This window comes from Nonomuraea africana, from assembly GCF_014873535.1.
GTDB classification, from domain to species: Bacteria; Actinomycetota; Actinomycetes; order Streptosporangiales; family Streptosporangiaceae; genus Nonomuraea; species Nonomuraea africana.
Genome location: NZ_JADBEF010000001.1, coordinates 4,755,633 through 4,779,757 on the forward strand (window position 1 = coordinate 4,755,633; position 24,125 = coordinate 4,779,757).

The window sequence follows — 24,125 nt, forward strand, 5'->3', positions numbered from 1 at the left end:
GGTGCAGGAGCGCCCTAGCGTGCAGGGTTGGTCGCGAGCTCAAGGGTGGGAGGTGTGGGTGTGATCAGGGTCGGTGTGGCCGATGACCAGGCGGTCGTGCGGATGGGGCTCAGTGCGCTCATCGCCAGGGAGTCCGACCTGGAGCTGGTGGGCGAGGCCGCCGACGGCGCGCAGGCGGTGGCGCTGGTGCGCAGGGAGCGTCCCGACGTCCTGCTGCTCGACATCAGGATGCCCGGCATGGACGGCCTGCAGGTGCTGCGCGCGATCGCCGCCGACCCCTCCCTCCACGGCACCAGGATCGTGGTGGTGACGACGTTCGCCGTGGACGAGTACGTCTTCGCCGCGCTGCAGGCGGGCGCGAGCGGCTTCCTGCTCAAGGACAGCGCCCCCGACGAACTGGTGAGCGCGATCAGGGTGGTGGCCGCCGGAGAGGCGCTGCTCTCCCCGGCGATCACCCGGAAGGTCATCGGACTGTTCGGCAGGCACGGCGGCGCGGAACCCGTGGACGGTGTGGACACGCTGACCCCGCGGGAGAAGGAGCTGGTGGCCTGGGTGGCGACCGGCCGGTCCAACGAGGAGATCGCCAAGGAGCTGGTGATCAGCCGCGACACCGTGCGCACGCACGTCAGCAGGGCCATGGTGAAGCTGCACGCCCGCGACAGGGCCCAGCTCGTCGTCTTCGCCATGCGCGCCGGCCTGGTCCTCCCTTCCTGACCGACCGACGGCCCACAGAACACCCCACGGGGAGGCGACCCCGCAGCGCCCGGAACACCCCACGGGGGCGACCCCGCGGCACCCGGAACACTACGGGGAGGTGACCTGGCGGTCCCAGAAGTGCCCGGCGAGATGGTTCTCCAGGGGGAAGTGCCCGGCGGAAGAGAGCCCCGCTGAAGGCAGCTGGCGGGAACGCGCCCGACCGGAAAGCGTCCGGTGGGGTGGTGTCCGTTGAGACAGGGCGGGCCCAGGTGGGGCTATCTGAGGAGGCCCTCGTAGGTGCGTTGCTGGAGTTGGGCCTCGATCTGCTTCACGGTCTCCAGCCCGACACCCACCATGATCAGCACGCTCGTCCCCCCGAAAGGAAAGTTCTGCTGCGTCGAAGGGTCGCGCAGCAGCGCGAAGGCCACCAGCGGCAGCAGGGCCAGTCCACCGAGATAGACCGCCCCCGGCGCGGTCAGCCGCGACAGCACGAACCCCAGGTACTCCGCCGTCGGCCGGCCCGGCCTGATCCCCGGGACGAAGCCGCCGTAGCGCTTCATGTTGTCGGCCACCTCCATCGGGTTGAAGGTGATCGAGACGTAGAAGTAGGCGAAGCCGACGATCAGTAGGAAGTAGACCAGCATGTAGAGCGGGTGGTCGCCCGCGAGGTACTGGCTGATCCACGGTACCTGGCCGCCGACCAGCGTGGGGATGTAGAGCAGGGACGAGGTGAAGATGACCGGCACGATGCCCGCCTGGTTGACCTTGAGCGGGATGTAGGTGTTGGTCCCGCCGTACATGCGGCGTCCTACCATCCGCTTGGCGTACTGCACGGGGACGCGCCGCTGGGCCTGCTCGATGAAGACCACGGCCGCCACCAGGAACAGGCCGGAGACGAGGATCACCATCGCGGTAAAGGGGCTCATCACGAAAAGGGTGGACATGTAGGACGGGAAGACGGCCACGACCTGGGTGAAAATCAGGATGGACATGCCGGTGCCGATCCCCCTGTCGGTGATCTTCTCGCCCAGCCACATCACCATGCAGGTCCCCGCCACCATGACGGCCACCAGTACGCCCACCCCGAGCAGGCTCGTGTCGTACAGCACGGGCTCCGAGCAGCCGGGGAACAGCTGGCCCCCGCGCGCCAGCGCGACCACGGTCGTGGCGTTGAGCAAGGCCAGGCCGACGGTCAGGTACCGGGTGTACTGCGTGATCTTCGCCTGGCCGTTCTGCCCCTCCTTGCGCAGCGCTTCGAGGCGCGGGATGAGCACCGCCATCAGCTGCATGATGATGCTGGCCGTGATGTACGGCATGACCCCGAGCGCGAACACCGACAGCTTCAGCATGGCCCCGCCGCTGAACAGCTGCACCATGTCGACCAGTCCGCCGCGCGCGCCGCCCAGGCAGCGCTGGACCGCCACCGTGTCCACCCCCGGAGACGGCAGGATCTGCCCGAACCTGAACAGCACGATGACGCCCAGCGTGAAGAGCAGTTTCTTGCGCAGCTCGGGGATGCCGAAGGCGCGCACGACCATGGTGAGCATGCGCAGAGTCTCGCCATGAACGGGCGAACGGGCGTCCGCCCTGGCGCGGCACCGGCGTACGCAGATCCGCGTACGCTCTGACCTTGTGGTTCCTGTCTGGGTGATCAGTGGCCCGCCCGGCGCGGGCAAGTCGACCGTCGCCGCCGCGCTGCTCGGGCGCCTCGATCCGGTCCCCGCGCTGCTGGACAAGGACACCGTCTACGGTGACTTCGTCACCGAGGTGCTGCGCGCGTACGGCAGGCGGCGCGGCGAGCGCGAGGGCCCCTGGTACGACGAGCACATCAAGCGGCACGAGTACGCCGGTCTGACCAGGCTGGCCAGGACGATCAGGGCGCACGGCTGCCCCGTGATGCTCGACGGCCCCTTCACCTCGCAGGTCCACTCCGCGTCCCTCTGGGAGCAATGGGTCGAGCAGCTCGGCGGCCCGCCCGCGCGGCTGGTGTGGATCCGCTCCGACGGACCCACCCTGCGGGGAGCGCCTGATGGCCAGGGGGCTGGCCAGGGACGAGGGCAAGCTGACGGCCTTCGACGACTTCCTGGAGGCCATCAGGGTGGCCGAGCCGCCCGCCGTCCCGCATTTGGAGATCGACAACCGGCGGGGCGCGCCCGATCTGGAGACCCAGCTCAGCGCGGCGGGTATGCCGCCGCGAACACGGCGGGAAGGCGCGGCACCAGCCGGGTGAAGGCGCCCGACTCGTAGGTGGCGTCGGGCTCGTTGGCCAGCTGTTGCGAGATGACGCCCGCGATCAGGCTGGCGGCCAGCGCCAGGCCCTCCTCCCCCGCCGCGTCAGGATGCACCTCGCCGCGCGCCACGGCTGCGCGGATCAGCGTCGCGAAGTGCTCGTGGATCTCCAGGGCCGGGGCGTACGCCTCCGGCGAGGGTCTGAAGCCGGGCACCGGACGCCAGAACAGCAGCTGGGCCAGCACCTGGTTGGCCATGATCCAGCGCGCGCCCGCCTCGAGCGACGCGCCCATCGCGGCCAGCCCCTCGTGACCGCGCGCGGCCTGCCGTACGGCGTCGAGATACCGCTCCTGGCCGATCTTGAACAGCGCGTCGTAGACGGCCCCCCGCGAAGGGAAGTACTTGTACAGCGAAGGCGGCTGGATGCCGAGCCGCCTGGCCACGGTCGCCATGTTCAGCGCCGCGACCCCGTCGGCCGCCATCACCTCCAGCGCGAGGCCGAGGATCTCTTCCTGCGTCTCGGCCCTTCGACGAGCCCTGCGATCTGACATAAGCTAATACTAGTAGCCAAAGCTATTGGGAGTCTCTCAATGGATATCGTTCTGGCCGGACTTCGACAGAACAACCTCAAGAACATCTCGCTCCGCCTGCCCAAGGAGCGGCTGATCGTCTTCACCGGCGTGTCGGGCTCAGGGAAGTCGTCGGTCGTCTTCGGCACCATCGCCACCGAGTCGCAGCGGCAGATGAACGCCACCTACAGCACCTTCATCAGGAACCGGCTGCCCAAGTTCGAGCGCCCGCTCGCCGAACGGCTGGCCCACCTGACGCCCGCGGTCGTCATCGACCAGAAGCGGGTGGGCGGAAACGCCCGCTCGACCGTCGGCACCATGACCGAGATCCACCCCATCCTGCGCGTGCTGTTCTCCAGGTACGGCACGCCGTCGGCGGGCCCAGCCACCGCCTACTCCTTCAACGACCCGCAGGGCATGTGCCCCGAGTGCGACGGGCTGGGCAGGACCGTGCGCCTCGACCTCGACCTGGCGATCGACAGGACGCTCTCGATCAACGAGGGCGCGCTCAGGATCTTCCCCGTCGGCTCCTACGCCTGGCACCTGTACGCGAGCTCCGGCCTGTTCGACCTGGACAAGCCGGTCGGCGAGTTCACCGAGGAGGAGTGGCGGCAGCTCCTGCACGGCGAGAGGTTCAAGCTGGAGCGCGGCACCTACGAGGGTGTGGTCGACCGCTTCAACCGCCTCCAGCTCAAGCGCGACACCGAGGCGACCAGGCGGCTCGTCACCGAGGGCCCGTGCCCCGCCTGCGACGGCGCGCGGCTCAACGCCGCGGCCCTCGCCTCGAGGATCGACGGGCTGAACCTCGCCGACCACGCCGCCATGGAGATCAGCGACCTCGCCGAGACGCTCAGGGGGCTGGGCACCGGCGTGGCCACGCCCGCGATCGAGGCGCTGGACCGGATCGAGGCGATCGGGCTCGGCTACCTCAGTCTCGACAGAGAGACCGGCACGCTGTCGGGCGGCGAGGCGCAGCGGCTGAAGACCGTGCGGCACCTCGGCTCGTCGCTGTCGGGGATGACCTACATCTTCGACGAGCCGAGCGTCGGCCTGCACCCGCGTGACGTGCACAGGCTCGGCGAGCTGCTGCTCGAACTGCGCGACGGCGGCAACACCGTGATCGTCGTCGAGCACGACCGCGACATCATCGCCTTGGCCGACCACGTCGTCGACCTGGGGCCAGGGGCGGGCGCGAGCGGCGGCGAGGTGGTCTTCGAGGGCACGGTCGCCGCACTGACCGGTTCGCGGACGCTCACGGGCCGCATGCTCAGGCGGTCGACGGGCCTGAAGCCGGTGGTCCGCGCGCCGAAGGGGTGGCTGTCCATCGAGGGGGCCTCGCTGCACAACCTCAAGGAGGTGAGCGTACGGGTGCCGCTCGGCGTGCTCACGGCCGTGACCGGTGTCGCCGGGTCGGGCAAGAGCACGCTCATGACGTACGCCGAGGGCATCGCGATCGACCAGTCCGCGATCGGCGGCTCGATCCGCTCCACCCCCGCCACCTACCTCGACGTCATGGACCGCATCCGCAGGCTCTTCGCCGAGGCGAACGGCGTGGACGCCGGGCTGTTCAGCTTCAACGCGGCGGGCGCGTGCCCGGCCTGCGGCGGACGCGGTGTGATCAAGACCGACCTGGCGTTCATGGACCCGGTGACCACGGTGTGCGACGCGTGCGGCGGCACCCGCTACAGCCCCGAGGCGCTGTCGCACCGCTACGGGGGACGGACGATCGCCGAGGTGCTGGCCATGACCGCCGACGAGGCGCACGAGCTGTTCGGGCTGGAGGGCCTGGCGACGCTCGGCGAGCTCGGGCTCGGCTATCTGACGCTGGGCCAGCCGCTCAGCACGCTGTCGGGCGGCGAACGGCAGCGGCTGAAACTGGCGCACCGGCTGCGCGAGAGCGGCAACGTCTACGTCTTCGACGAGCCGACCACGGGGCTGCACATGGCCGACGTCGACACCATGCTGGCGCTGCTCGACCGGCTGGTCGACACGGGCAACACCGTGATCGTGGTGGAGCACGAGCTCGAGGTCGTCAAGCACGCCGACTGGGTGATCGACCTGGGGCCCGAGGCCGGGCAGCACGGCGGTGAGGTGGTCTTCGAGGGCCCGCCCGCGGCGCTGGTCCACGCCTCCACGCACACGGCGAAGTACCTGGCTAGGTCTCTCGAAGGTCGGTGATCGCCATGTGGCCCGGCAGGTGGCCGATGGCGTATTCGACACCGCTGGCCATCACGGCCTGCTGCGGGGTGACGCCGCAAGCCCAGAAGAGCGGCACCTCGCCGGGCCGTACGGGCACGGGGTCGCCGAAGTCGGGACGCGACAGATCGCCGATGCCGAGCGCGGCGGGGTCGCCGACGTGCACCGGCGCGCCGTGGACCCGCGGATAGCGCCCGCTGACCTCGACCGCGGTGGCCACCAGCGCCTCGGGAACGGGGCGCATGGAGACCACGAGCGGCCCGTGGAGCACCCCGGCCGGACGGCAGGCGACGGCGGTGCGGTACATCGGGACGTTGACGCCCAGCTCGACGTGGCGCACCGGCACGCCCGCCCTCATGAGCGCGGCCTCGAAGGTGAAGCTGCAGCCGATGAGGAAGGCGACCAGGTCGTCGCGCCAGTGCTCGACCACCTCGGCCACGTCGGCGACGGGCCCGCCCTCGCGGTAGATCCGGTAGCCGGGCAGGTCGGTGCGCAGGTCGCCGGGGAAGATCGCGGTGCTGGTGGCTCCCGGCTCGCCGACGTCGAGCACGGGGCAGGCCCGCGGGTTGCGCTCGGCGAACAGCCTCAGGTCCTTCGCCAGGATGGACGGCACGGCGATCAGGTTGGCCTGGGTCCAGCCGTCGCACCACCCGGCCGTCGGCCGCCGCTCCCCCGCCCTGAAGCGACGCCTGGCCTGCTCGGGGGTGAGGGCCCGTTCGGGGATGAGGTGCTCGGGGGAAGGGGCCTGGGCGGCGAGGGGCGCAGTCTCCTCCATGAACCCACGTTACGCCCGGCCCGCCGCTTTCTGGCTCCTGCGCGAGACCGAGTCGATGACCACCGCCGCCAGCAGGACCGCGCCGGTCACCATGAACTGGACGGAGTTGCTGACGCCCTGCAGCGCCATCCCCGAGGCGATCGACTGGATGACGAGCATGCCCAGCAGCGCCGAGAACGTGGTGCCGCGCCCGCCGAACAGCGAGGTACCGCCGATCACCGCCGCCGCGATCGCCATCAGCAGCACGTTGCTCTGCCCCGTCGCCTGGCTGGCGCTGGAGATGCGGGAGGCGGCCAGAACGCCGCCGACCGCGGCGAACGAGCCGGAGATCACGAACACCGTGATCCTGACGAAGGCCACGTTGATGCCCGCCCGCCTGGCCGCCTCGATGTTGCCGCCGACCGCGAAGATGCTGCGCCCGTACCTGGTGCGGCGCAGCACGAAGTCGGTGCCGACGACCACCACCAGGAAGATCAGCAGCGCGAGCGGAAGCCCCTTGTACAGGTTGAGGATGTAGGCGGCGCCGAAGGCCACCACCGCGAGCACGACCGTGCGGAAGACGATGTCGCCCGTCGTCCTGGACGGGATGCCCGCCGCGCGGCGCCTGTTGTTGCCCATGACCGACACGGTGAGGAAGGCGGCGACGGCCACCGCGGCCAGGCCGTACGCGGCGATCACGTAGATGAAGTAGGTACTGGTCAGTCCGGCGATGAAGCCGTCGCTCGGCAGGTTGATGGTGCCGTTGGGCCCGAGGACCCACAGCTGGAAGCCCGTCCAGGCGAGAAAGCCCGCCAGCGTGACCACGAAGGAGGGCACCCCGATCTTGGCGAAGAAGAAGCCGTGGATGAGGCCGAGCACGGCGCCGGCGGCGACGGCGAGCAGGATCGCCAGGCCCGGGTTCATGCCCATGTTGACGTTGATCACGGCCATGACCGCCGCGCAGGCGCCGCTGACCGCGCCCGCCGACAGGTCGATCTCGCCGAGCAGCAGCACGAAGACGATGCCGATGGCGATCATCCCGGTCGGGACGATGTCGACGCTGAGGTTCGACAGGTTCTGCGCGGACAGGAACTGGCTGTTCAGGCTCTGGAAGACGAGCCAGATGACGATCAGGCCGATGACGACGGGAAGCGGGCCGAGTTCGCCGCCCTTCACCCGCCGCGTGAACTCGCCGAGGTAGCCCTTCAGGCCCTGTTCGCGCACCAAAAGCCGCGGGTCGACCTGGGTCTCAGTCACCGAGCCTCCTCATCCTGCGGGACGCGGCGTTGTCGGTGGCCCCGGTGATCGCCGAGATGATCTCTTCCTGACTGGTGCTCCTGGCGTCGAAGAAGCCGTTGTTGCGGCCGAGCCGCAGCACCGCGATCCGGTCGGCCACCGCCTTCACGTCCACCATGTTGTGGCTGATCAGGATGACGCCGTGGCCCTGGTGGCGCAGCCGTTCGACCAGGTCGAGGACGTGCGCGGTCTGCTCGACGCCGAGGGCCGCGGTCGGCTCGTCCAGCATCACGACCTTGGGCTCGCCCAGCAGCGAGCGGGAGATGGCCACCGTCTGCCGCTGGCCGCCGGACAGCGACGCCACGGGGATGCGCACGCTGGGAATCCTGATCGACAGGGTCTCCAGCAGGTCGCGGGAGCGCTTCTCCATCGCGACCTCGTCGAGGACGCCGGTCGTGGACACCTCGTTGCCGAGGAACAGGTTGCCGACCACGTCGAGGTTGTCGCAGAGCGCGAGGTCCTGGTAGACGGTCGCGATGCCCAGGGCCTGCGCGTCGGAGGGACTGTTGATCGTGACCTGCCTGCCCTCCCACATGATGCGGCCCGCGTCGGGCGGGCCCACCCCGGCGATCACCTTGATCATCGTGGACTTGCCGGCGCCGTTGTCACCGACCAGCGCCACGACCTCGCCCTCGTTGACCTGGAGCTCGACGTCCGTAAGCGCCTGGACGGCGCCGAACCGCTTGGAGATGCCCTCAAGGGCGAGGACCGGGGCCATCTCAGGAGATCCCAGCCGCTTCGCAGGCCGCCTTCACGGCCGCGCCGCAGATCTCGTCGGGCTTCCAGAACCCGTCCTTCACCACGGTGTCCTTGATGTTCTCCTTGGTGACCACGATCGGCGCGATGATCTGCGCGGGGATCGCGGCGCTGGTGCCGTTGTCCACGGTGGTCGTGGGTGTCACGCCCTTTCCCGTGGCGAGGTCGACCGCCAGCCGGGCGGCGTTCTCCGCCTCGGGCTTGATGGGCTTGTAGATCGTCATCGTCTGGGTGCCGAGCAGGATCCGCTGGATCGCGGCGAGCTCCGCGTCCTGGCCGGTCAGCGGGGTGCCCTTCTTGACGCCCGCGTTCTGCATGGCCCTGGCGATGCCGCCCGCCATGCCGTCGTTGGCGGAGTAGACGCCGATCACCTTGTCCGGGCCCAGCGCGGTGAAGGCGCCCGCGGCCTCGGTGTTGGCCTGGTCGGGGCTCCAGTCGGGGGTGTCGTACTCCTTGCCGATCACGACCTGACCGTCGAGCACCGAGTGGGCGCCCTTCTTGAAGTCGGCGGCGTTCGGGTCGGTGGGCGAGCCGTTGATCATGACGATCGGGCCGCGCTTGGGATCGCCGCCCGCCTTGATCGCGTCGAGGAGCGCCTGCCCCTGCGCCTTGCCGACCTGCAGGTTGTCGAAGGAGGTGTAGGCGTCGATGGGACCGCCTGCCAGCCGGTCGTAGGCGACCACCTTCGCGCCCTGGTTCTTGGCCTTGGCGACGGAGGAGGCGATGGCCTTGGCGTCCACCGCGTCGAGGATCAGGATCTTCACCCCGTTGGTCAGCATCGAGTCGACCTGTTGCTGCTGCTGGTTGGGGTCCTGGTTGGCGTTGGTGTAGACGACCTCGCACTTGGGGCACAGGGCCTTGACGCGTGCGGTGATGTAGGGGCGGTCGAACTTCTCGTATCGCGCCGTCTTCGACTCGGGGAGCAGCAGGCCGACCTTGAAGCCCTGCTCGATCGTGCCGATGGCGGTCGGGGCGGCGGTGCCGCCCCTGGCGCCGCCCGTGTCGCCCGACTGCCCCGCCGTGCCACAGCCGGCCGCCAGCCACAGAATGGCCAGAACGCCGCCGATGACCTGTGCTTTCACCGCGCCCCCCGAGTTGAGCCCTCAGGAGTGGCGGTACCCTCCGTCTTCGCCACTGCCTGCGACTTGTCACACCTTTGCCGGGTGATGCGGTGTTTTTCCGAAATATCGGGCAGGCCCAGGTCGGCCCGGGTTGACAAATCCCTCCTGCGTCAACCGAGGTTGACGTCAACGATGATCGGCGCACAGAGAGTGGAATCACCATGGACGCGCCGGCCGTCGCCGTCACCGCCGATCTCCCCGTCATCCTGTGGGGCGCGCCGGGCACCGGGAAGACCTCCTCGGTCCTGACCCTCGGCCAGTAGCCGCGCCCGGCCGCCGGCGGCTCCCCGTCAGGGGCTCCCTGTCAGCGCCCTACCGTCGGCGGCTCACCGTCAGTAGTCGACCTCGAAGTCGTGGCGGCCCAGTCTGAACCCGTCGCCGCTGGGCACCACCTGGCCCTTCTCCACGAGGATCGCCATGCTGGCCCGCGTCCGCTCCTCTGTCAGCCCTGTGCTCCTGGCCACGGCCGCCAGCGACGCCGCCTCGCCACCGACCGCGATCGCGGCGACGGCCTCGTAGACGGCCAGATCGGTGTCGGACAGCGCCTGGACGTCGCGGTGTCCCCTCACCGCGCCCTCGCCCCCTCTCTCAACCGGCCGGGGTCGATGTCGCGGACGGGGTGGCGGCGCAGGAATTCGCTCTCCAGCTCATTGGTGCGCGAGGTGTGACGGGCCAGCGCGTCGTCGGGTCCGTGCAGGAGCGCCTCCATCCGCGTCTGGTAGAGGTGTCCGAGCTCGCGAAGCAGGTCGTCTTCCGAAAGGTCCTTTGGATCGATTCCCATGCGTCTTCATCTACCCGGAGAACCCTCCCCACAACATCCGTCAATTTTCCTGACATATGGGGATTGCGGGGACGTTGTGGCAGTTTTACCTTCCCGGTATGGACCTCGAGCTCCGGCACCTCAAGATCGTCCGTGCGGTCGCGGAGTCGGGCAGCGTCAGCAAGGCGGCGACCCGGCTCGGGGTGGCCCAGCCGGCGCTGACGGCCCAGCTCAAACGCATCGAGCGCGCGCTCGGCGGCGCGCTCTTCCAGCGCGACCGCTACGGCGCGAGGCCCACCCCGCTCGGCGAGCTGGTGCTCTCGCGCGCCCGGGTGCTGCTTCCCGCCGCCCAAGAGCTCCAGGACGAGGCACTGCGCTTCGCCAACGCCTCGGAGAGCGGCTACCGCATCGGCGCGACCAACGGGCCGATCCTCGGCGGCCTGGTCGACCGGCTGGCCGCGGCGGGCCCGGTCACCACCTACACCTCGTGGTCGGCCCGCGAGCTGGCCTCGATGATCGCCCAGGGCAGGCTCGACTACATCCTGGCCGGCGCCTGCGGCGAGGGCCCGCCCGCCGGAGACATCACCTGGGTCACCATCGGGATCGACCCCGTCTTCGTCCTGCTCGCCGAGGATCACCGGCTGGCGGGCGAGAAGGAGCTCGCCTTATCGGACCTCGCGGACGAGCAGTGGGCCGTCACCCCCGGCGACGGCTGCTTCGGCGACTGCTTCGCCGCGGCCTGCACGCGCGCCGGGTTCACCCCCTCGGCCATGTACGAGACCGACGTGGCCACCTGCGTCCACCTGGCCCAGGTCGGCAGGGCGGTGGTGCTGTGCCAGGCCACCCATCCCTTCGCCCAGGGCCTGGTGATGGTGCCGCTCGCCGGGGCCCCGCTGCGCTGGCGCCAGGTGCTCGGCCACCACCCCGCCGCGCCCTGCCCGTCGTGGGTGGCCGAGCACGCCAAGGCCGCCCACGCCGACGCCGTACGGCGCAGCCCCGTCTACCACGACTGGCTGGTACGCAACCCCGGCTGGGGCACCTATCCATAACACCGCGATAGGGGCGAACTGGTAGCTCCTCCGCCGCCTGGACGGCCGTTACGTTGACGGCACCCCCAGCAAGCGAAGGAGAATCCCATGCTTCGCACCCGCACGCTGATCGCCATCGCGATCGGCGCGTTAGCGCTGACCGCCACCCCCGCGGTCGCCTCCGCCCCCGCCGGCAACCCACCCGACGGCCTGATCAAGGCCATGCAGCGCGACCTGAACCTCACCGAGGAGCAGGCGAAGACCCGCCTCGTCAACGAGCAGAAGGCCGGCCGTACCGCCCCCGGACTCGCCAAGCGCCTCGGCGCCGACTACGCCGGCGCCTGGGTCGAGGGCCCGGAGAGCACCCTGGTCGTGGCCACCACCAACCCGTCGCAGCGCCGCGTCTCCGGCGCCGAGGTCAGGGTCGTCGCCCACTCCATGGCCAAGCTCGAGGCCGCCAAGGAGGCCCTCGACAAGGCGGCCGACAAGGCGCCGAAGACCGCGCCCGTCTGGTACGTCGACATGCCGACCAACAGCGTGGTCATCCTCTCCTCCGCGCCCGCCGAGGCCGAGGCGTTCATCGCGGCCAGCGGCGCCGACAAGGCGCTCGTCAGGGTCGAGCAGTCGAACGAGCAGCCCGTGACCTACGCCGACATCCGCGGCGGCGACGCCTACTACATCGGCAGCGGCTCCCGCTGCTCGGTCGGCTTCTCCGTCACCAAGCCGGGCACCAACGGCGGCTTCGTCACCGCCGGGCACTGCGGGAGCGTCGGCGCCACCACCCGCGGCGCCAACCAGCAGGCCCAGGGCACCTTCCGCGGCTCCTCCTTCCCCGGCAACGACTACGCATGGGTCGAGGTCAACACCAGCTGGACCCCCGTCGGCGTCGTGAACGGCTACAGCGCCGGCATCATCCCCGTCAACGGCTCGACCGTCGCGCCCGTCGGCTCCTCCATCTGCCGCGCGGGATCGACCACCGGCTGGCACTGCGGCACCGTCCAGCAGCTCAACACCAGCGTCACCTACCCGCAGGGCACCGTCTACGAGGTGACCAGGACCAGCGTGTGCGCCGAGCCCGGCGACTCGGGCGGTTCCTACATCTCGGGCAACCAGGCCCAGGGCGTCACCTCGGGCGGCTCCGGCAACTGCAGCTCGGGCGGCACCACCTACTTCCAGCCGGTCAACGAGATCCTCTCGGTCTACGGCCTCACCCTGGTCACCGGCGGCGGCAACCCGCCCACCGGCTGCCAGAACTACCGCGAGACCTACAACGGGTCGCTGACCAACGGCGCCAACCAGTACCAGCCGAACAACTCCTACTACCAGTCGACGGTCTCCGGCACCCACGCCGGCTGCCTGGACGGCCCGAGCGGCGTCGACTTCGACCTCTACCTGCAGAAGTGGAACGGCTCCTCGTGGGCCACGGTCGCCAGGAGCGACAGCCCCAACCCTGACGAGTCGATCAGCTACAACGGCTCGGCGGGCTACTACCGCTACCGCGTCCACTCCTACAGCGGCTCGGGTTCCTACACCCTCGGCGTGAACCGCCCATAACCCTTCGCCACGCGGCGGCCGCCCCCACCAAGGGACGGCCGCCGCCTGACGTCTCGCCCTGACCCACCCAGCCCCCGCACCTTGAGAAGCGTCTCCCTGAACAGACGCCCGCCGCGAAACGACTCGCCGTAACGCACCCTAGCCCCGCACTCCCCGAGGAGCGTCTCCCTGGACAGACGCCCGCGGGCGGCCTGGGTGGGCTTGAGCGGCCTTGCCGTACAGGAAATAGAACGGAAGCGGAATAACTCTCCGTTTCACCGGGTTGCCGCTGGAATGACCGATCAGATCCGGGGCCGCGCAAGAGGCGAGGCCGATGTACCGCTGTCCGTCCTCGACCTGGCCACCGTCAGCGAGGGCGGCACCGCCACCGACGCCCTGCGCACCAGCACCGAGCTCGTACGGCAGGCCGAGCGATGGGGCTACCACCGCTACTGGGTCGCCGAGCACCACGGCATGCCGAGTGTGGCCAGCTCCTCCCCCGCGGTCCTGATCGCCCACCTGGCCGCGCACTCCGAGAGCATCCGCCTCGGCTCGGGCGGCGTCATGCTGCCCAACCACCCGCCGCTCATCGTGGCCGAGCAGTTCGCCACCTTGCACGCCCTGCACCCCGGCCGCATCGACCTCGGACTCGGCCGCGCCCCCGGCACCGATCCCGCCACCGCGAGCGCGATGCGCAGGGGCGACGCCGACGCCTTTCCCGAGGAGGTCGCCGCGCTGGCCGCCTTCCTCGACGGCGAGGCGCCCGGCGGCCTGCAGTCCTACCCGCTCAACGCCGACCGCCCGCCCATCTGGCTGCTCGGCTCCAGCGGCTTCAGCGCCCAGCTCGCCGGACTGCTCGGCCTGCCCTTCGCCTTCGCCCATCACTTCAGCGCCGAGAACACCGAGCCCGCGCTCGATCTCTACCGCACGAGGTTCCGCCCATCGCAGTGGCTCGACAAGCCGTACGCCATGATCGGCGTGAGCGCCGTCGCCGCCGACACCTCCGAGCAGGCCCGCCGCCTGGCGCGCACGCTCGCCCTCGCCATGCTCCGCCTGCGCAGGGGCCGCCCCTCCCCCATCCCGTCCCCCGAGGAGGCCGAGGCCTACCCGTACTCCGACGTCGAGCTCTCCTTCGTGGACGGCTACCTGCGCAACGTTGTCACGGGCACCGGCCCCGAGGTCCGCGCCGGCCTGAGCGCCCTGCGCGACCGCACCGAGGCCGACGAGCTGATGATCACCACCGGCGTGTACGGCGGCGCCAACCGCATCCGCTCCTACGAGCTGATCGCCGAGGCCCACCGCCTCACGGCCTCGCCTTCGGATTCGGTCTGAACCGGAAGCCACCTCTTGACGGGACAGCCCGCCATTCCTAGGTTTCGGCCATGACCTTAATCAGGAGACTGATCGCGGCCGGAGTGGCGGCCACCGCCGTGTTAACCGCGTCCCCCGCCTATGCCGCGCCGCCCGTCATCGAGGACCTCGGCGTGCCCCTGCAGGACGTGCTCCTGCTCGGCGGCGTCGTCGCGCCGGGGCCTGGCGGCAAGACCGTGATCTGGAGCGCGTCCTCCGGCGTCCCCGCGCACCTGAACGCCGTCGACCCCGCCACGGGCGCCGAGGTGGCCAGGTTCGACCTGCCCGGTTCGGGCGGGGCGTGGGCGGTCGACGCCGCCCCTGACGGAAGCGTCTACTCCGGCACGTACGGCAGCAGCCACCTGTTCCGCTGGACGGAGAAGGACGGCGTCAAGGACCTCGGCAACCCCCTGGCCGGCGAGACCTTCGTCTGGTCGGTCGCGGCGGGCGAGGGCGGCACCGTCTACGGCGGCACCTCGCCGGGCGGCAGGCTGTTCGGCTACGACCCGGCGACCGGCGTGCGTGACTACGGCAGGCTCTCGCCCGCGCACGCCTATGTCCGCAGCGTCTCCTACGCCAACGGCAAGATCTACGCCGGCACGGAGGCCCCCGCCGCCGTCTTCGAGATCGACGCGGCCAGCGGGGCGGTCAAGCAGCTGCCCGTGCCGCCCGGCCTCGACCCGGCCGGCAAGTGGGCCTACGACGTGAACGTGGCGGCGGGCCACCTCTACGTGCGGTTCGGCGGCGCCTTCCCCGGCCCGCTGCACGTGTGGGACCTCGCCACCGGCACGTGGACCGACAAGGTCGACCCCGCGCACGGCCTGGACGTGTCACCCCCCGACGAGCAGGGGCGCGTCTATTTCGTCAAGGCGGGCGAGCTGGTCCGCTACGACCCCGCGACCAAGGCTGCCACGCCGACGGGCGTGCCGGTCACCGGCAGGGTCGCCAACACCCGCGGCATCGGCTGGACCGAGCTCGGCCTGCCCGACTACCCCGGCAAGAGCCTCGTGGGCCTGCTGTGGCGGGGCATGATGTTCCGCTACAACCCGCAGACCGGCGCGAAGTCGTTCGTCCAGACGGGCATCAGGGGTGAGCCGATCGACGTGACGGCACTGTCCGAGGGTCCTGACGGCCGCATGTACGCGGGAGGCTTCCTCAACGGCGGCTTCGCCGCGATGAACGCCGAGACGGGCAGGCCCGAAGAGTTCCACACGTTCTCGCAGAGCGAGGACATGGTCAGCCACGACGGCAGGCTCTACGTCGGCGCCTACCCCGACGCCAGGGTCTACTCCTACGACCCGAAGCTGCCGTGGAACAGCACCGAGTACTCCCCGAGCCCCGAGCCAGACCCCGTGCCCAACCCGGCCAGGCTGTTCGACCTCGCGGCCGACAAGCAGATCAGGCCGAGGGCCATGGTGTCCGCGGGCCGGTACCTGGCCGTCGGCACCATGCCGGACCTCGGCCACCTCGGCGGCGTGCTGGCCATCTGGGACCCGGTCGAGGGCAGGCTCAGGCACTCCCAGCGCAACGTGGTCACCGACCAGTCGATCGTCTCGCTCGCCTACCGCGACGGCGTCGTCTACGGCGGCACCTCGATCTACAGTGGCCAGTCGGCCACGCCGCCCACCCAGCCGGAGGCCAAGCTCTTCGCCTGGTCGGTGGCGGAGGACAGGATGCTGTGGGAGATCACTCCCGCTCCGGGCAAGCCCGCCGTCCCGGCGCTGGCCTTCGACTCCCTGGGCAGGCTGTGGGGCATCGCGGGCGGCGAGGTCTTCGCCGTCAACACCCACCTGCGCAAGGTGGTCAAGCGGGTCGCGCTCTCCGACAGCAAGAGCTCGAGCGGGCAGCTCGCGTTCAATCCCCGTGATCGCCGGCTGTACGGCGCGCACGCGGGCCGCTCGGTCTTCTCCCTCGACCCGCTGACCGGGCGGCACGCCGTCCTGAAGGAAGGACCCGTGCACCAGCTCGCGGTGCACGGGTCAGGAGACGTGTACTTCGCCGAGGGCCCCAAGCTGTTCAGGTATCACCAGGGGCGGTGATCCGAGTGCGCCAGGGCGACGGGGACACCGCCCTCGTCGCCCTGGCATCCGCCGGACGGCCTACTCGGGCAGCTCGTCCGTCCACCCCGCAAGGAGCTTCGCGCTGCCGTCCGGCACCCAGGCCACCCCTCCGTCCGTGGTGACGAAGAAGTTGGCGTCGCGCACCTGCGAGCTCTCGGGATCGACGACCAGCCGCGCCTGCCTCACCTGGCTTCCCTCCGGCAAGGTGATGCGCAGGCCCTGCCCGCCCTCGACCGCGCCGAGGCTCTCGACGTTCGGGTAGGCGGCGATCGCGCGGAAGGCGGCGGCGCGCACCTCCGGCGGGGCCGGCAGCTGGCACACCAGGGAGATCAGCCCGTCGAAGACGAACTGCTCCCGCATGGCGGCGTCCGGCCGTCCGGCGCTCGTCCTGACGTCACTGCGCTCCAGGTTGCCGGCGATCCACGCCTTCAGCGCGTCGGGCTCGGTCGGCAGCCCCTCGAGCTGCTCGAAGGTCACGTCGGGCCCGCCCAGCCGGAACGGGACGGGCCGGCGGATCTCGACCACCTCACCCTTCGTCTTCGCTCCCCTGAACCAGGTCCTGCCATCGCGGCTGGTCCAGCTCTCGAAGGGGGATCCCTCTCTTGTGTCCGTCCTGACGTGCCAGTAGGCGCCCGTGCCCTCGGGAACCCGCTCCGCCGTGGCGGCGGCCGCGAGCAGGACGTCGCGGGCGGACAGCTGGGCGGCGGCGGGCGGGCTGTTCGGGGTGGCCGTGGGCGCCGTCGTCCCCGAGACGATCACCACCGCCGCCGTGGCCGCCGCGGCCGTCAGGCCGAGGCCCGCGATCAACAGGCTCGGCCTCCTGTGCGCGCGCACCGGGCCGCGGATCCTGTGCTGGAGCCGCCGCCTGCTGCGCTCGATCACCTCGGCGGACGGTTCGGGCTTGGCCAGCACGGTGGCGAGAGTCCGCAGGTCATCCATTGACTGCCTCCTGATCGATGACGTCGTGGAGCTTGGTGCGCGCGCGGCTGAGCCTGGAGCCCACCGTGCCGGGAGAGATGCCGAGCGCCTCGGCCACCTCGTCGTAACTGAGCTGGCCCAGGGCCACGAGCAGCACGACATCGCGCTCGCCTCTGGACAGCGTGGCGAGCGCCTTCGCCAGCTGCGGCTGCATGCGCTGGGCGGTGACCGAGGTGACGACGCGGTTCTCGTGCCCCTCGGCGTCCGGTTCCGGCCCCAGGCGGGCCAGCGCCCGATAGTGGCGCGCCTCCTTGCGCTGGTGCCTGGCCACCAGGTTGGTGGCGATGCCGTACAGCCAGGGCCGGAGACTGCCGCGTTCGGGATCGAACCTGTCCCGCCCGCTGAAGGCGGTCAGGAAGGTGTCGGCTGCGATGTCCTCGGCCGCCTGCGCGTCCAGCCGCCCCGCCACGTAAAGGTAGATGTCGCGGAAGTACCGGTCGTGCACGAGGGTGAACAGCTCGGGATCGCGCACGAACCGGGCGGCGAGCTCGGCGTCCGTCACCTGTTCGCCCACGCCGGCGGTCACGTCGCTGTCTCGATCATGTGCGGGTGCCTCCCGTGGTGCAGGGTCGACTGTCACCCACAGTTCGCCGCAGCCCCGAATCGTCTTCCATGACAGGCCGCCCGCACCCCGGAGGCGGCCGCGCCACGGCCTGGTGAACTCGGCGAGCCTGCCGGGCTCGACGGTCAGCGCAGGCCGATGCCGATGAGGCAGGTGTCGTCGTCGGTGTCGGAGCGGTTGTGGGCGAGCAGGTGGTCCAGCCGCGCGTCCAGTGTCGCGGCGTGGCGGCTGGCCGAGACGAGGAGCTGCCGCTGGGAGTCCTCCAGCGTCCGGTCGGTCCGCTCGATCAGGCCGTCGGTGTACATCAGCAGCGTGTCCTCGCGCCGCAGCTCGATCCGGCCCTCCTCGAAGTCGGCCTCGCTCACCGCGCCCAGCAGGATCCCGCCGATCATGGGCAGTTCGGCGGCCCGGTCGTCGCGGATCAGGATGGGCGGCAGATGTCCCGCTCGGGCCCAGCGCAGCACCCGGGTCCCGGGGTTGTAGAGCGCGCAGATCGCCGTGGCCGTGAAGTTGTCGATCATCTGGTGCGCGACGAGGTTCAGCCAGGTCATGAGCTGGGCCGGGCCCGCGCCGGTGACGGCGAGCCCGCGCAGGGCGTTGCGCAGGACGACCATGCCGGTGGCGGCTTCGATGCCGTGCCCCGCGACGTCGCCCACCGACAGCAGGATCTGCTTGGACGGCAGGACTATGGCGTCGTACCAGTCACCGCCGACCAGGTGCTCCTTCTCCGCCGGTCGGTACCGGACGGCGATCTGCAGGTCGAAGGCGTCCATGGGACCGCGGCTCGGCGGCATGATCGCGTGTTGCAGCTGGAGCGCCAGACGGTTCCGCTCGGCGGCCTGCTGTTCGCTCTGGACGAGTTGGTCCTGCGTGGCGGCCAGCGCGACCTCCGTCCAGTGCTGGGCGGAGATGTCCTGGTAGACGCCGCGGATGGCGAGCAGGGTGGCGTGGTCGTCGAAGACAGGTTCGGCGACCACGCGGATATGACGGCTGATGCCGTCGCTCCTGCGCAGCCGGAAGGACACCGAGGCGGATCGCCGGTGGTGCAGCAGCGTGCGCAGGAAGCGGCCGACCTCGGGAACGTCGTCGGGGTGGGCGTGCTCGGCCAGCCGGTCGATCGGGATCGGCGCCGCCGACCGCTCCAGGCCGTAGAACTCGAACAGCTGCTGGTTCCAGGTGATCTCGCCGAGGACGGCGTCCTCCTCGAAGCCGCCGATGCGGCCGAGGCGCTGGGCGTGCTGGAGCAGCCGCGCCAGGCGCGAGGTCTCGTCGAGGATCGCCCAGACCACCAGCACGCCGCCGCCCTGGCGGCTGAGGCTGAGGCGCATGACGACGCTCAGCGGCACCTGGTCGACGAGGGTGGTGAGCGCCATCCGGTCGGCCCTGAACGGCTCGCCCGTGGCGTAGACGTGCTGGACCTTCTCGTAGATGCCGCCGTCGCCCGCCAGCAGTGGATAGGTCTCCAGCAGCAGTGCGCCGACGACCTCGCCCCTCGGGCGTCCCGCGGGGTCCAGGAAGGGGCCGTTGGCGTGGCTGACGCGGAAGTCGACCAGGTGGCCCTCGCCGTCGAGGTGGGGCGTCAGCACCAGCGCGGGATCGTGCAGGCCGTCGGCCAGGTCCACCAGTTCGGCGTAGCCGTCGCCCGCCGCGGCCCCCTGCTGGCCCGAGGGCGCCTCGATGGTGTGGGCGACCAGCTCGGCCAGCGCCTCCACCTGCCTGCGGATCTGCGGCGACTGCGGTTCGAGGTCGTCCGGCCAGCCGATCTCCAGCACGCCCAGCACCCGGCCGCCGGTGCCGGCCGGAACGGTGACGCGCCCTCCTGACAGCTGCCGGTGCCCGATGGTGGGCGGCCCCGCCTGCCGCAGCGAGTCGAACCAGACCGTGCGGCGCTCGGTCAACGCCCTGCGCGCGGCCGTGGTCACCCCCGGCGGCACGTAGTGCCAGCGCCTGGCCTCCTCGGCGCTGAAGCCCGCGTAGCCGGCCAGCCTGAGCGAGGCGTCGGGACCGGCCACCCACACGGCGACGGCCGCCGCGCCGAGCGGCCCGAGCGCGTGCTCCAGGAGCGAGACGGCCACCGCCTGGGTGTCGGGGGCGTGCACCATCCCGTGCTCCGCGGCGCGCAGCCGTACCGCGGGGCTGCGGGTCTCGGCCGGTACGGCGTCCGCCAGGACGTCTTCCGCCACCTCGGCCAGCCGGTCGCGCGCGGCCTGGTTGATGAGGTCGGCGGCGAGCTCGAGGGGCGAGACGCCCGCCTCCTCCGCCAGCGCCGCCAGCTGCCGGGCCGCCTGGGTCGGCCCGCACCGCAGCCGTTCGATCAGGATGCCCCTGGCGAGCTCGATCAGCGCCCGGCCGTCCGCGGCCTGCTGGGCCTCCTGCACCTGACGGCGCAGGCGTTCGATCGTGGCGGCCAGCCTGCCGATTCCAGCACGCTCGCCGTCCGGCTCAGAGGGAGGCTGCACTCGGGCTCCTATGGGGTCGGGGCGGTTCAGGCGCTGATCCATCGCTGGATGAGGCGCAGGAGATGGTCGGTCTCGACGGGCTTGGTGACGTAGTCGCTCGACCCCGCGGCCAGGCTCTTCTCCTGGTCGCCGGGCATCGCCTTGGCGGTGACCGCGATGATCGGCAGGTTCGCGTACTGCGGCATGGCCCTGATCGCGGAGGTGGCCGCGTAGCCGTCCATCTCCGGCATCATCACGTCCATCAGCACGATGTCGATCTCGGGGTGGGCGAGCAGCGTGTCGATGCCCTTGCGGCCGTCCTCGGCGTGCAGCACCCGCATGCCGCGCATCTCCAGGACGCTGGTCAGCGCGAACAGGTTGCGCGTGTCGTCGTCGACCACCAGCACGGTACGGCCGGCGAGCGTGCCGTCCGACTCGCGCCCGGCGGGCTCGCCCGCCCTCTCCGACCGCACGAGGGGCAGCACGTCGCCCGGTTGGTCGGCCGTCAGGTGCAGGGCGATGCGCTCGCGCAGCTCGTCGAGGCTCGACAGCAGCTCCAGCGGCTGGGAGTCGGCCCGCTCCTGCAGCGACTGTTCCTGCTCCGGGTCCATCCGCCAGTTGTTGTAGGCCAGGACGGGCACGCCGCGCAGGGCCGCGTCGCCGTCGATGGCGTCGAGCAGGCCGAAGGCGGCCCTGCCCGGCATGTCGAGGTCGAGGACGATGCAGTGGCACGGGTCGGCGGCCAGCGTGGCGGCCGCCGCGGGCGCGCCCGCGGCGGTCACGATCTCCACGGGTCCGTGCGCGCCGCCGACGTCGCGGTTGGCCAGGTCCGACAGGACGCTCTCCGCCACCAGGGACAGCAGCCCGCGCGGCCGTTCCTCGACCACGAGCAGCCTGCGCGTCTGCGCGGGCGGCTGGATCGCGGGCCGCTCCTGCCGTCCGCCCGGCCGGTCCGCGCCGTCGCCGCGGGCCGCCGACGGCGTCGCCTCCGCCGGCTGCTCGGCGAAGTCGGGCCGCGCGACCGGCAGGAACAGCGTGAACGTGCTGCCCTGTCCCGGCACGCTCTGCGCGGTGATCGCGCCGCCGAGCAGGTAGGCGATCTCGCGACTGATGGACAGGCCGAGCCCCGTCCCGCCGTACTTGCGGCTGGTGGTTCCGTCGGCCTGCTGGAAGGCGCCGAAGATGGCCTCCAGCTGTTGCTCGGCGATGCCGATGCCGGTGTCGATGACACGGAAGGCCAGCGCAGGGCCGTACGGCCGGACCGTGGCGGGCAGCTGCCCCTTCGGCGCGGGTTCGATGCGCAGCTCGACGCTGCCGGTCTCGGTGAACTTGACCGCGTTGGACAGCAGGTTGCGCAGCACCTGGCGGAGCCTGGAGTCGTCGGTGAGCAGGCTCTCGGGCACGCCCGGCGCGGTCGTGACGCGGAACTCCAGGCTCTTGTCCGTCGTCATCGGCCGGAAGGTGGCCTCGACGTAGTCGTGCAGCTGCCGCAGGGACACCCGTTCGGGGCTGATGTCCATCTTGCCCGCCTCGACCTTCGACAGATCGAGGATGTCGTTGATGAGCTGGAGCAGATCCGAGCCCGCCGAGTGGATGACGCTGGCGTACTCGACCTGCTTGGCGGTCAGGTTGCGCGTGGGGTTCTGGGCGAGCAGCTGGGCGAGGATGAGCAGGGAGTTGAGCGGGGTGCGCAGCTCGTGGCTCATGTTGGCCAGGAACTCGCTCTTGTACTTGGAGGCCAGCGACAGCTGCTGCGCGCGGTCCTCGAGCTCCTGCCTGGCCTGCTCGATCTCCAGGTTCTTGGTCTCGATGTCCTGGTTCTGCGAGGCGAGCAGGGCCGCCTTCTCCTCGAGCTCGGCGTTGGAGCGCCGCAGCTCCTCCTGCTGGTCCTGCAGCTCCTCCGAGCGGGTCTGGAGCTCGGCGGTCAGCCGCTGCGACTCCGCCAGCAGCTCGTCGGTGCGGGCGTTGGCGACGATCGTGTTGACGTTGACGCCTATCGTCTCCATCAGCTGGTCGAGGAAGGCCCGGTGCACGGGGGTGAACGCGTGCAGCGACGCCAGCTCGATCACGCCGAGCACCTGCTCCTCCACCACGATCGGCAGGACGATCAGCGAGCTCGGGGCGCTCTCGCCGAGCCCCGAGGAGATCCTGACGTAGCCGGGCGGGATCTCGTCCATGGCGATGGTACGGCGGGTGCGGGCGGCCTGGCCGACCAGCGACTCGCCCATCCTGAACCGGGTCGCGGACTCGCCCGCCGGGTAGCCGTAGGCGCTGATGAGGTGCAGCTCGGTGCCCGTGGGCGCCTCCTCCGCCAGGAAGAACGCGCCGAACTGGGCCGACACCAGCGGCGCCAGCTCGTTCATCACCAGCTCGGCCACCGTGGCCAGGTCCCGGTGTCCCTGCATGAGACCCGACATCCTGGCCAGGTTGGACTTGAGCCAGTCCTGGTCCTGGTTGGCCCTGGTGGTCTCGCGCAGCGACTTCACCATGGAGTTGATGTTGTCCTTGAGCTCGGCGACCTCGCCCGAGGCGTCGACCGTGATGGAGCGGGTCAGGTCGCCGGAGGTGACGGCGCTGGTCACCTCGGCGATGGCGCGCACCTGGCGGGTGAGGTTGCCGGCGAGCTCGTTGACGTTCTCCGTCAGCCGCTTCCAGGTGCCCGACACGCCCTCGACCTCGGCCTGGCCGCCGAGCCGCCCCTCGCTGCCGACCTCGCGGGCGACCCTGGTCACCTCGGCCGCGAACGACGACAGCTGGTCGACCATCGTGTTGATCGTGGTCTTGAGCTCCAGTATCTCGCCGCGGGCGTCCACGTCGATCTTCCTGGTGAGGTCGCCCCTGGCCACGGCCGTGGTGACCTGGGCGATGCTGCGCACCTGGGCGGTGAGGTTGTCGGCCATGACGTTCACCGACTCGGTCAGGGCCTTCCAGGTGCCGGAGACGCCCTTCACGTCGGCCTGGCCGCCCAGCCGCCCCTCGGTGCCGACCTCGCGCGCCACGCGGGTCACCTCGTCGGCGAAGGACGACAGCTGGTCGACCATCGTGTTGAGGGTGTTCTTCAGCTCGAGGATCTCGCCGCGCGCCGAGACGGTGATCTTCTGCGACAGGTCGCCGCGGGCCACCGCGGTCGCCACCTGCGAGATGTTGCGCACCTGGGCGGTGAGGTTGCCCGCCATGTAGTTGACCGAGTCGGTGAGGTCGCGCCAGGTGCCGGCCACGCCCTTGACGTCGGCCTGCCCGCCGAGCCGGCCCTCGGTGCCGACCTCGCGCGCCACGCGGGTCACCTCGTCGGCGAACGACGACAGCTGGTCGACCATCGTGTTTACGGTGTTCTTCAGCTCGAGGATCTCGCCGCGGGCGTCGACCGTGATCTTCTGCGAGAGGTCGCCCTCGGCGACGGCGGTGGTGACCTCGGCGATGCTGCGCACCTGGTCGGTCAGGTTGCCCGCCATGGCGTTGACGGACTCGGTGAGGTCCTTCCAGGTGCCGGAGACGCCCGGCACGTCGGCCTGGCCGCCGAGCCGTCCCTCGGTGCCGACCTCGCGGGCCACCCTGGTCACCTCGGAGGTGAACAGCGACAGCTGGTCCACCATGCCGTTGAAGACCTGTGCGATCTCGCCGAGCAGTCCGTCGGCGTCGCCGGGCAGGCGCGTGCCGAAGTCGCCGTCCCTCACCGCGGTCAGCCCGGCCAGCAACCGCCGGAGTTCGAGCTCTCCCGCGTCGCCGACCCGCCGAGTTCCCGAGCGGCTGCCACTCACCCTGTCGTCATCCCCTCGATATGCTTGCCATAGGGCAAATA

The 24,125-nt window shown here is 70.9% G+C and carries 19 protein-coding genes; 7 read left to right on the forward strand and 12 right to left on the reverse strand.

What is annotated here, in order from left to right:
- The first annotated feature begins 60 nt into the window (after positions 1–60).
- Entirely contained in the window at positions 61–714 is a 654-nt protein-coding gene (locus tag H4W81_RS22515) for a response regulator (RefSeq protein ID WP_192776645.1), read from the forward strand.
- Positions 715–971: 257 nt separating this feature from the next.
- Here the strand turns inward: H4W81_RS22515 and secY are convergent, their stop codons facing one another.
- On the reverse strand, positions 972–2,243 hold the full coding sequence (secY, locus tag H4W81_RS22520) for a preprotein translocase subunit SecY (RefSeq protein WP_192776646.1): 1,272 nt from the start codon (positions 2,241–2,243) through the stop codon (positions 972–974).
- Positions 2,244–2,328: 85 nt separating this feature from the next.
- Between secY and H4W81_RS22525 the strand changes: the two genes are divergently transcribed.
- A complete protein-coding gene (locus tag H4W81_RS22525) occupies positions 2,329–2,943 on the forward strand; it encodes a P-loop nucleotide/nucleoside kinase family protein (RefSeq protein ID WP_318781888.1) in 615 nt (204 codons plus the stop codon).
- On the opposite strand, the gene H4W81_RS22530 is transcribed toward H4W81_RS22525, so the two are convergent.
- Complete coding sequence (locus tag H4W81_RS22530) at positions 2,868–3,476, reverse strand: TetR/AcrR family transcriptional regulator (RefSeq protein ID WP_192776647.1); 609 nt, start codon at positions 3,474–3,476, stop codon at positions 2,868–2,870. The two genes, H4W81_RS22525 and H4W81_RS22530, sit on opposite strands and share 76 nt — an antisense overlap.
- A 39-nt stretch (positions 3,477–3,515) precedes the next feature.
- Between H4W81_RS22530 and H4W81_RS22535 the strand changes: the two genes are divergently transcribed.
- On the forward strand, positions 3,516–5,672 hold the full coding sequence (locus H4W81_RS22535) for an excinuclease ABC subunit UvrA (protein WP_192776648.1): 2,157 nt from the start codon (positions 3,516–3,518) through the stop codon (positions 5,670–5,672).
- Here the strand turns inward: H4W81_RS22535 and H4W81_RS22540 are convergent.
- The 6 genes from H4W81_RS22540 to H4W81_RS22565 all read right to left on the reverse strand — a co-directional run bounded on the left by H4W81_RS22540 (position 5,650) and on the right by H4W81_RS22565 (position 10,398).
- Entirely contained in the window at positions 5,650–6,465 is an 816-nt protein-coding gene (locus tag H4W81_RS22540) for a putative hydro-lyase (protein WP_192776649.1), read from the reverse strand. The genes H4W81_RS22535 and H4W81_RS22540 overlap by 23 nt on opposite strands.
- Positions 6,466–6,474: 9 nt before the next feature.
- Entirely contained in the window at positions 6,475–7,701 is a 1,227-nt protein-coding gene (locus H4W81_RS22545) for a sugar ABC transporter permease (protein WP_192776650.1), read from the reverse strand.
- Positions 7,694–8,458: an ATP-binding cassette domain-containing protein gene (locus tag H4W81_RS22550; RefSeq protein ID WP_192776651.1), complete on the reverse strand. Its 765-nt coding sequence runs from the start codon at positions 8,456–8,458 to the stop codon at positions 7,694–7,696. The genes H4W81_RS22545 and H4W81_RS22550 overlap by 8 nt, the downstream gene beginning before the upstream one ends.
- 1 nt (position 8,459) lies before the next feature.
- Positions 8,460–9,578, reverse strand: coding sequence for a sugar ABC transporter substrate-binding protein (locus tag H4W81_RS22555; protein ID WP_318781889.1), 1,119 nt, complete (start codon positions 9,576–9,578; stop codon positions 8,460–8,462).
- A gap of 371 nt (positions 9,579–9,949) precedes the next feature.
- Positions 9,950–10,186: a hypothetical protein gene (locus H4W81_RS22560; RefSeq protein WP_192776652.1), complete on the reverse strand. Its 237-nt coding sequence runs from the start codon at positions 10,184–10,186 to the stop codon at positions 9,950–9,952.
- A complete protein-coding gene (locus tag H4W81_RS22565; RefSeq protein WP_192776653.1) occupies positions 10,183–10,398 on the reverse strand; it encodes a DUF6158 family protein in 216 nt (71 codons plus the stop codon). The genes H4W81_RS22560 and H4W81_RS22565 overlap by 4 nt, the downstream gene beginning before the upstream one ends.
- Positions 10,399–10,496: 98 nt before the next feature.
- Between H4W81_RS22565 and H4W81_RS22570 the strand changes: the two genes are divergently transcribed.
- From H4W81_RS22570 to H4W81_RS22585, 4 genes are all read left to right on the forward strand, one after another.
- Positions 10,497–11,426, forward strand: a complete 930-nt coding sequence (locus H4W81_RS22570) for a LysR family transcriptional regulator (protein ID WP_192776654.1) — start codon at positions 10,497–10,499, stop codon at positions 11,424–11,426.
- A gap of 87 nt (positions 11,427–11,513) precedes the next feature.
- Positions 11,514–12,959 (forward strand): S1 family peptidase, encoded by a 1,446-nt coding sequence (locus H4W81_RS22575; protein WP_192776655.1) that lies wholly within the window; start codon positions 11,514–11,516, stop codon positions 12,957–12,959.
- A gap of 273 nt (positions 12,960–13,232) precedes the next feature.
- Positions 13,233–14,270 carry an LLM class flavin-dependent oxidoreductase gene (locus tag H4W81_RS22580; RefSeq protein WP_192776656.1) on the forward strand — a complete coding sequence of 346 codons (1,038 nt, stop codon included), beginning with the start codon at positions 13,233–13,235 and terminating at the stop codon, positions 14,268–14,270.
- A gap of 50 nt (positions 14,271–14,320) precedes the next feature.
- Positions 14,321–16,327 (forward strand): outer membrane protein assembly factor BamB family protein, encoded by a 2,007-nt coding sequence (locus H4W81_RS22585; protein WP_192776657.1) that lies wholly within the window; start codon positions 14,321–14,323, stop codon positions 16,325–16,327.
- Between the two features lie 60 nt (positions 16,328–16,387).
- Here the strand turns inward: H4W81_RS22585 and H4W81_RS22590 are convergent, their stop codons facing one another.
- The 4 genes from H4W81_RS22590 to H4W81_RS22605 all read right to left on the reverse strand — a co-directional run bounded on the left by H4W81_RS22590 (position 16,388) and on the right by H4W81_RS22605 (position 24,084).
- On the reverse strand, positions 16,388–17,287 hold the full coding sequence (locus tag H4W81_RS22590) for a CU044_5270 family protein (protein WP_192776658.1): 900 nt from the start codon (positions 17,285–17,287) through the stop codon (positions 16,388–16,390).
- On the reverse strand, positions 17,280–17,852 hold the full coding sequence (locus tag H4W81_RS22595; protein WP_192776659.1) for an RNA polymerase sigma factor: 573 nt from the start codon (positions 17,850–17,852) through the stop codon (positions 17,280–17,282). Before H4W81_RS22595 ends, H4W81_RS22590 begins: the two co-directional genes overlap by 8 nt.
- A 161-nt stretch (positions 17,853–18,013) precedes the next feature.
- Complete coding sequence (locus H4W81_RS22600; RefSeq protein ID WP_318781890.1) at positions 18,014–20,347, reverse strand: SpoIIE family protein phosphatase; 2,334 nt, start codon at positions 20,345–20,347, stop codon at positions 18,014–18,016.
- Positions 20,348–20,373: 26 nt separating this feature from the next.
- On the reverse strand, positions 20,374–24,084 hold the full coding sequence (locus H4W81_RS22605) for a HAMP domain-containing protein (RefSeq protein WP_192776661.1): 3,711 nt from the start codon (positions 24,082–24,084) through the stop codon (positions 20,374–20,376).
- Between the last annotated feature and the right edge of the window lie 41 nt (positions 24,085–24,125).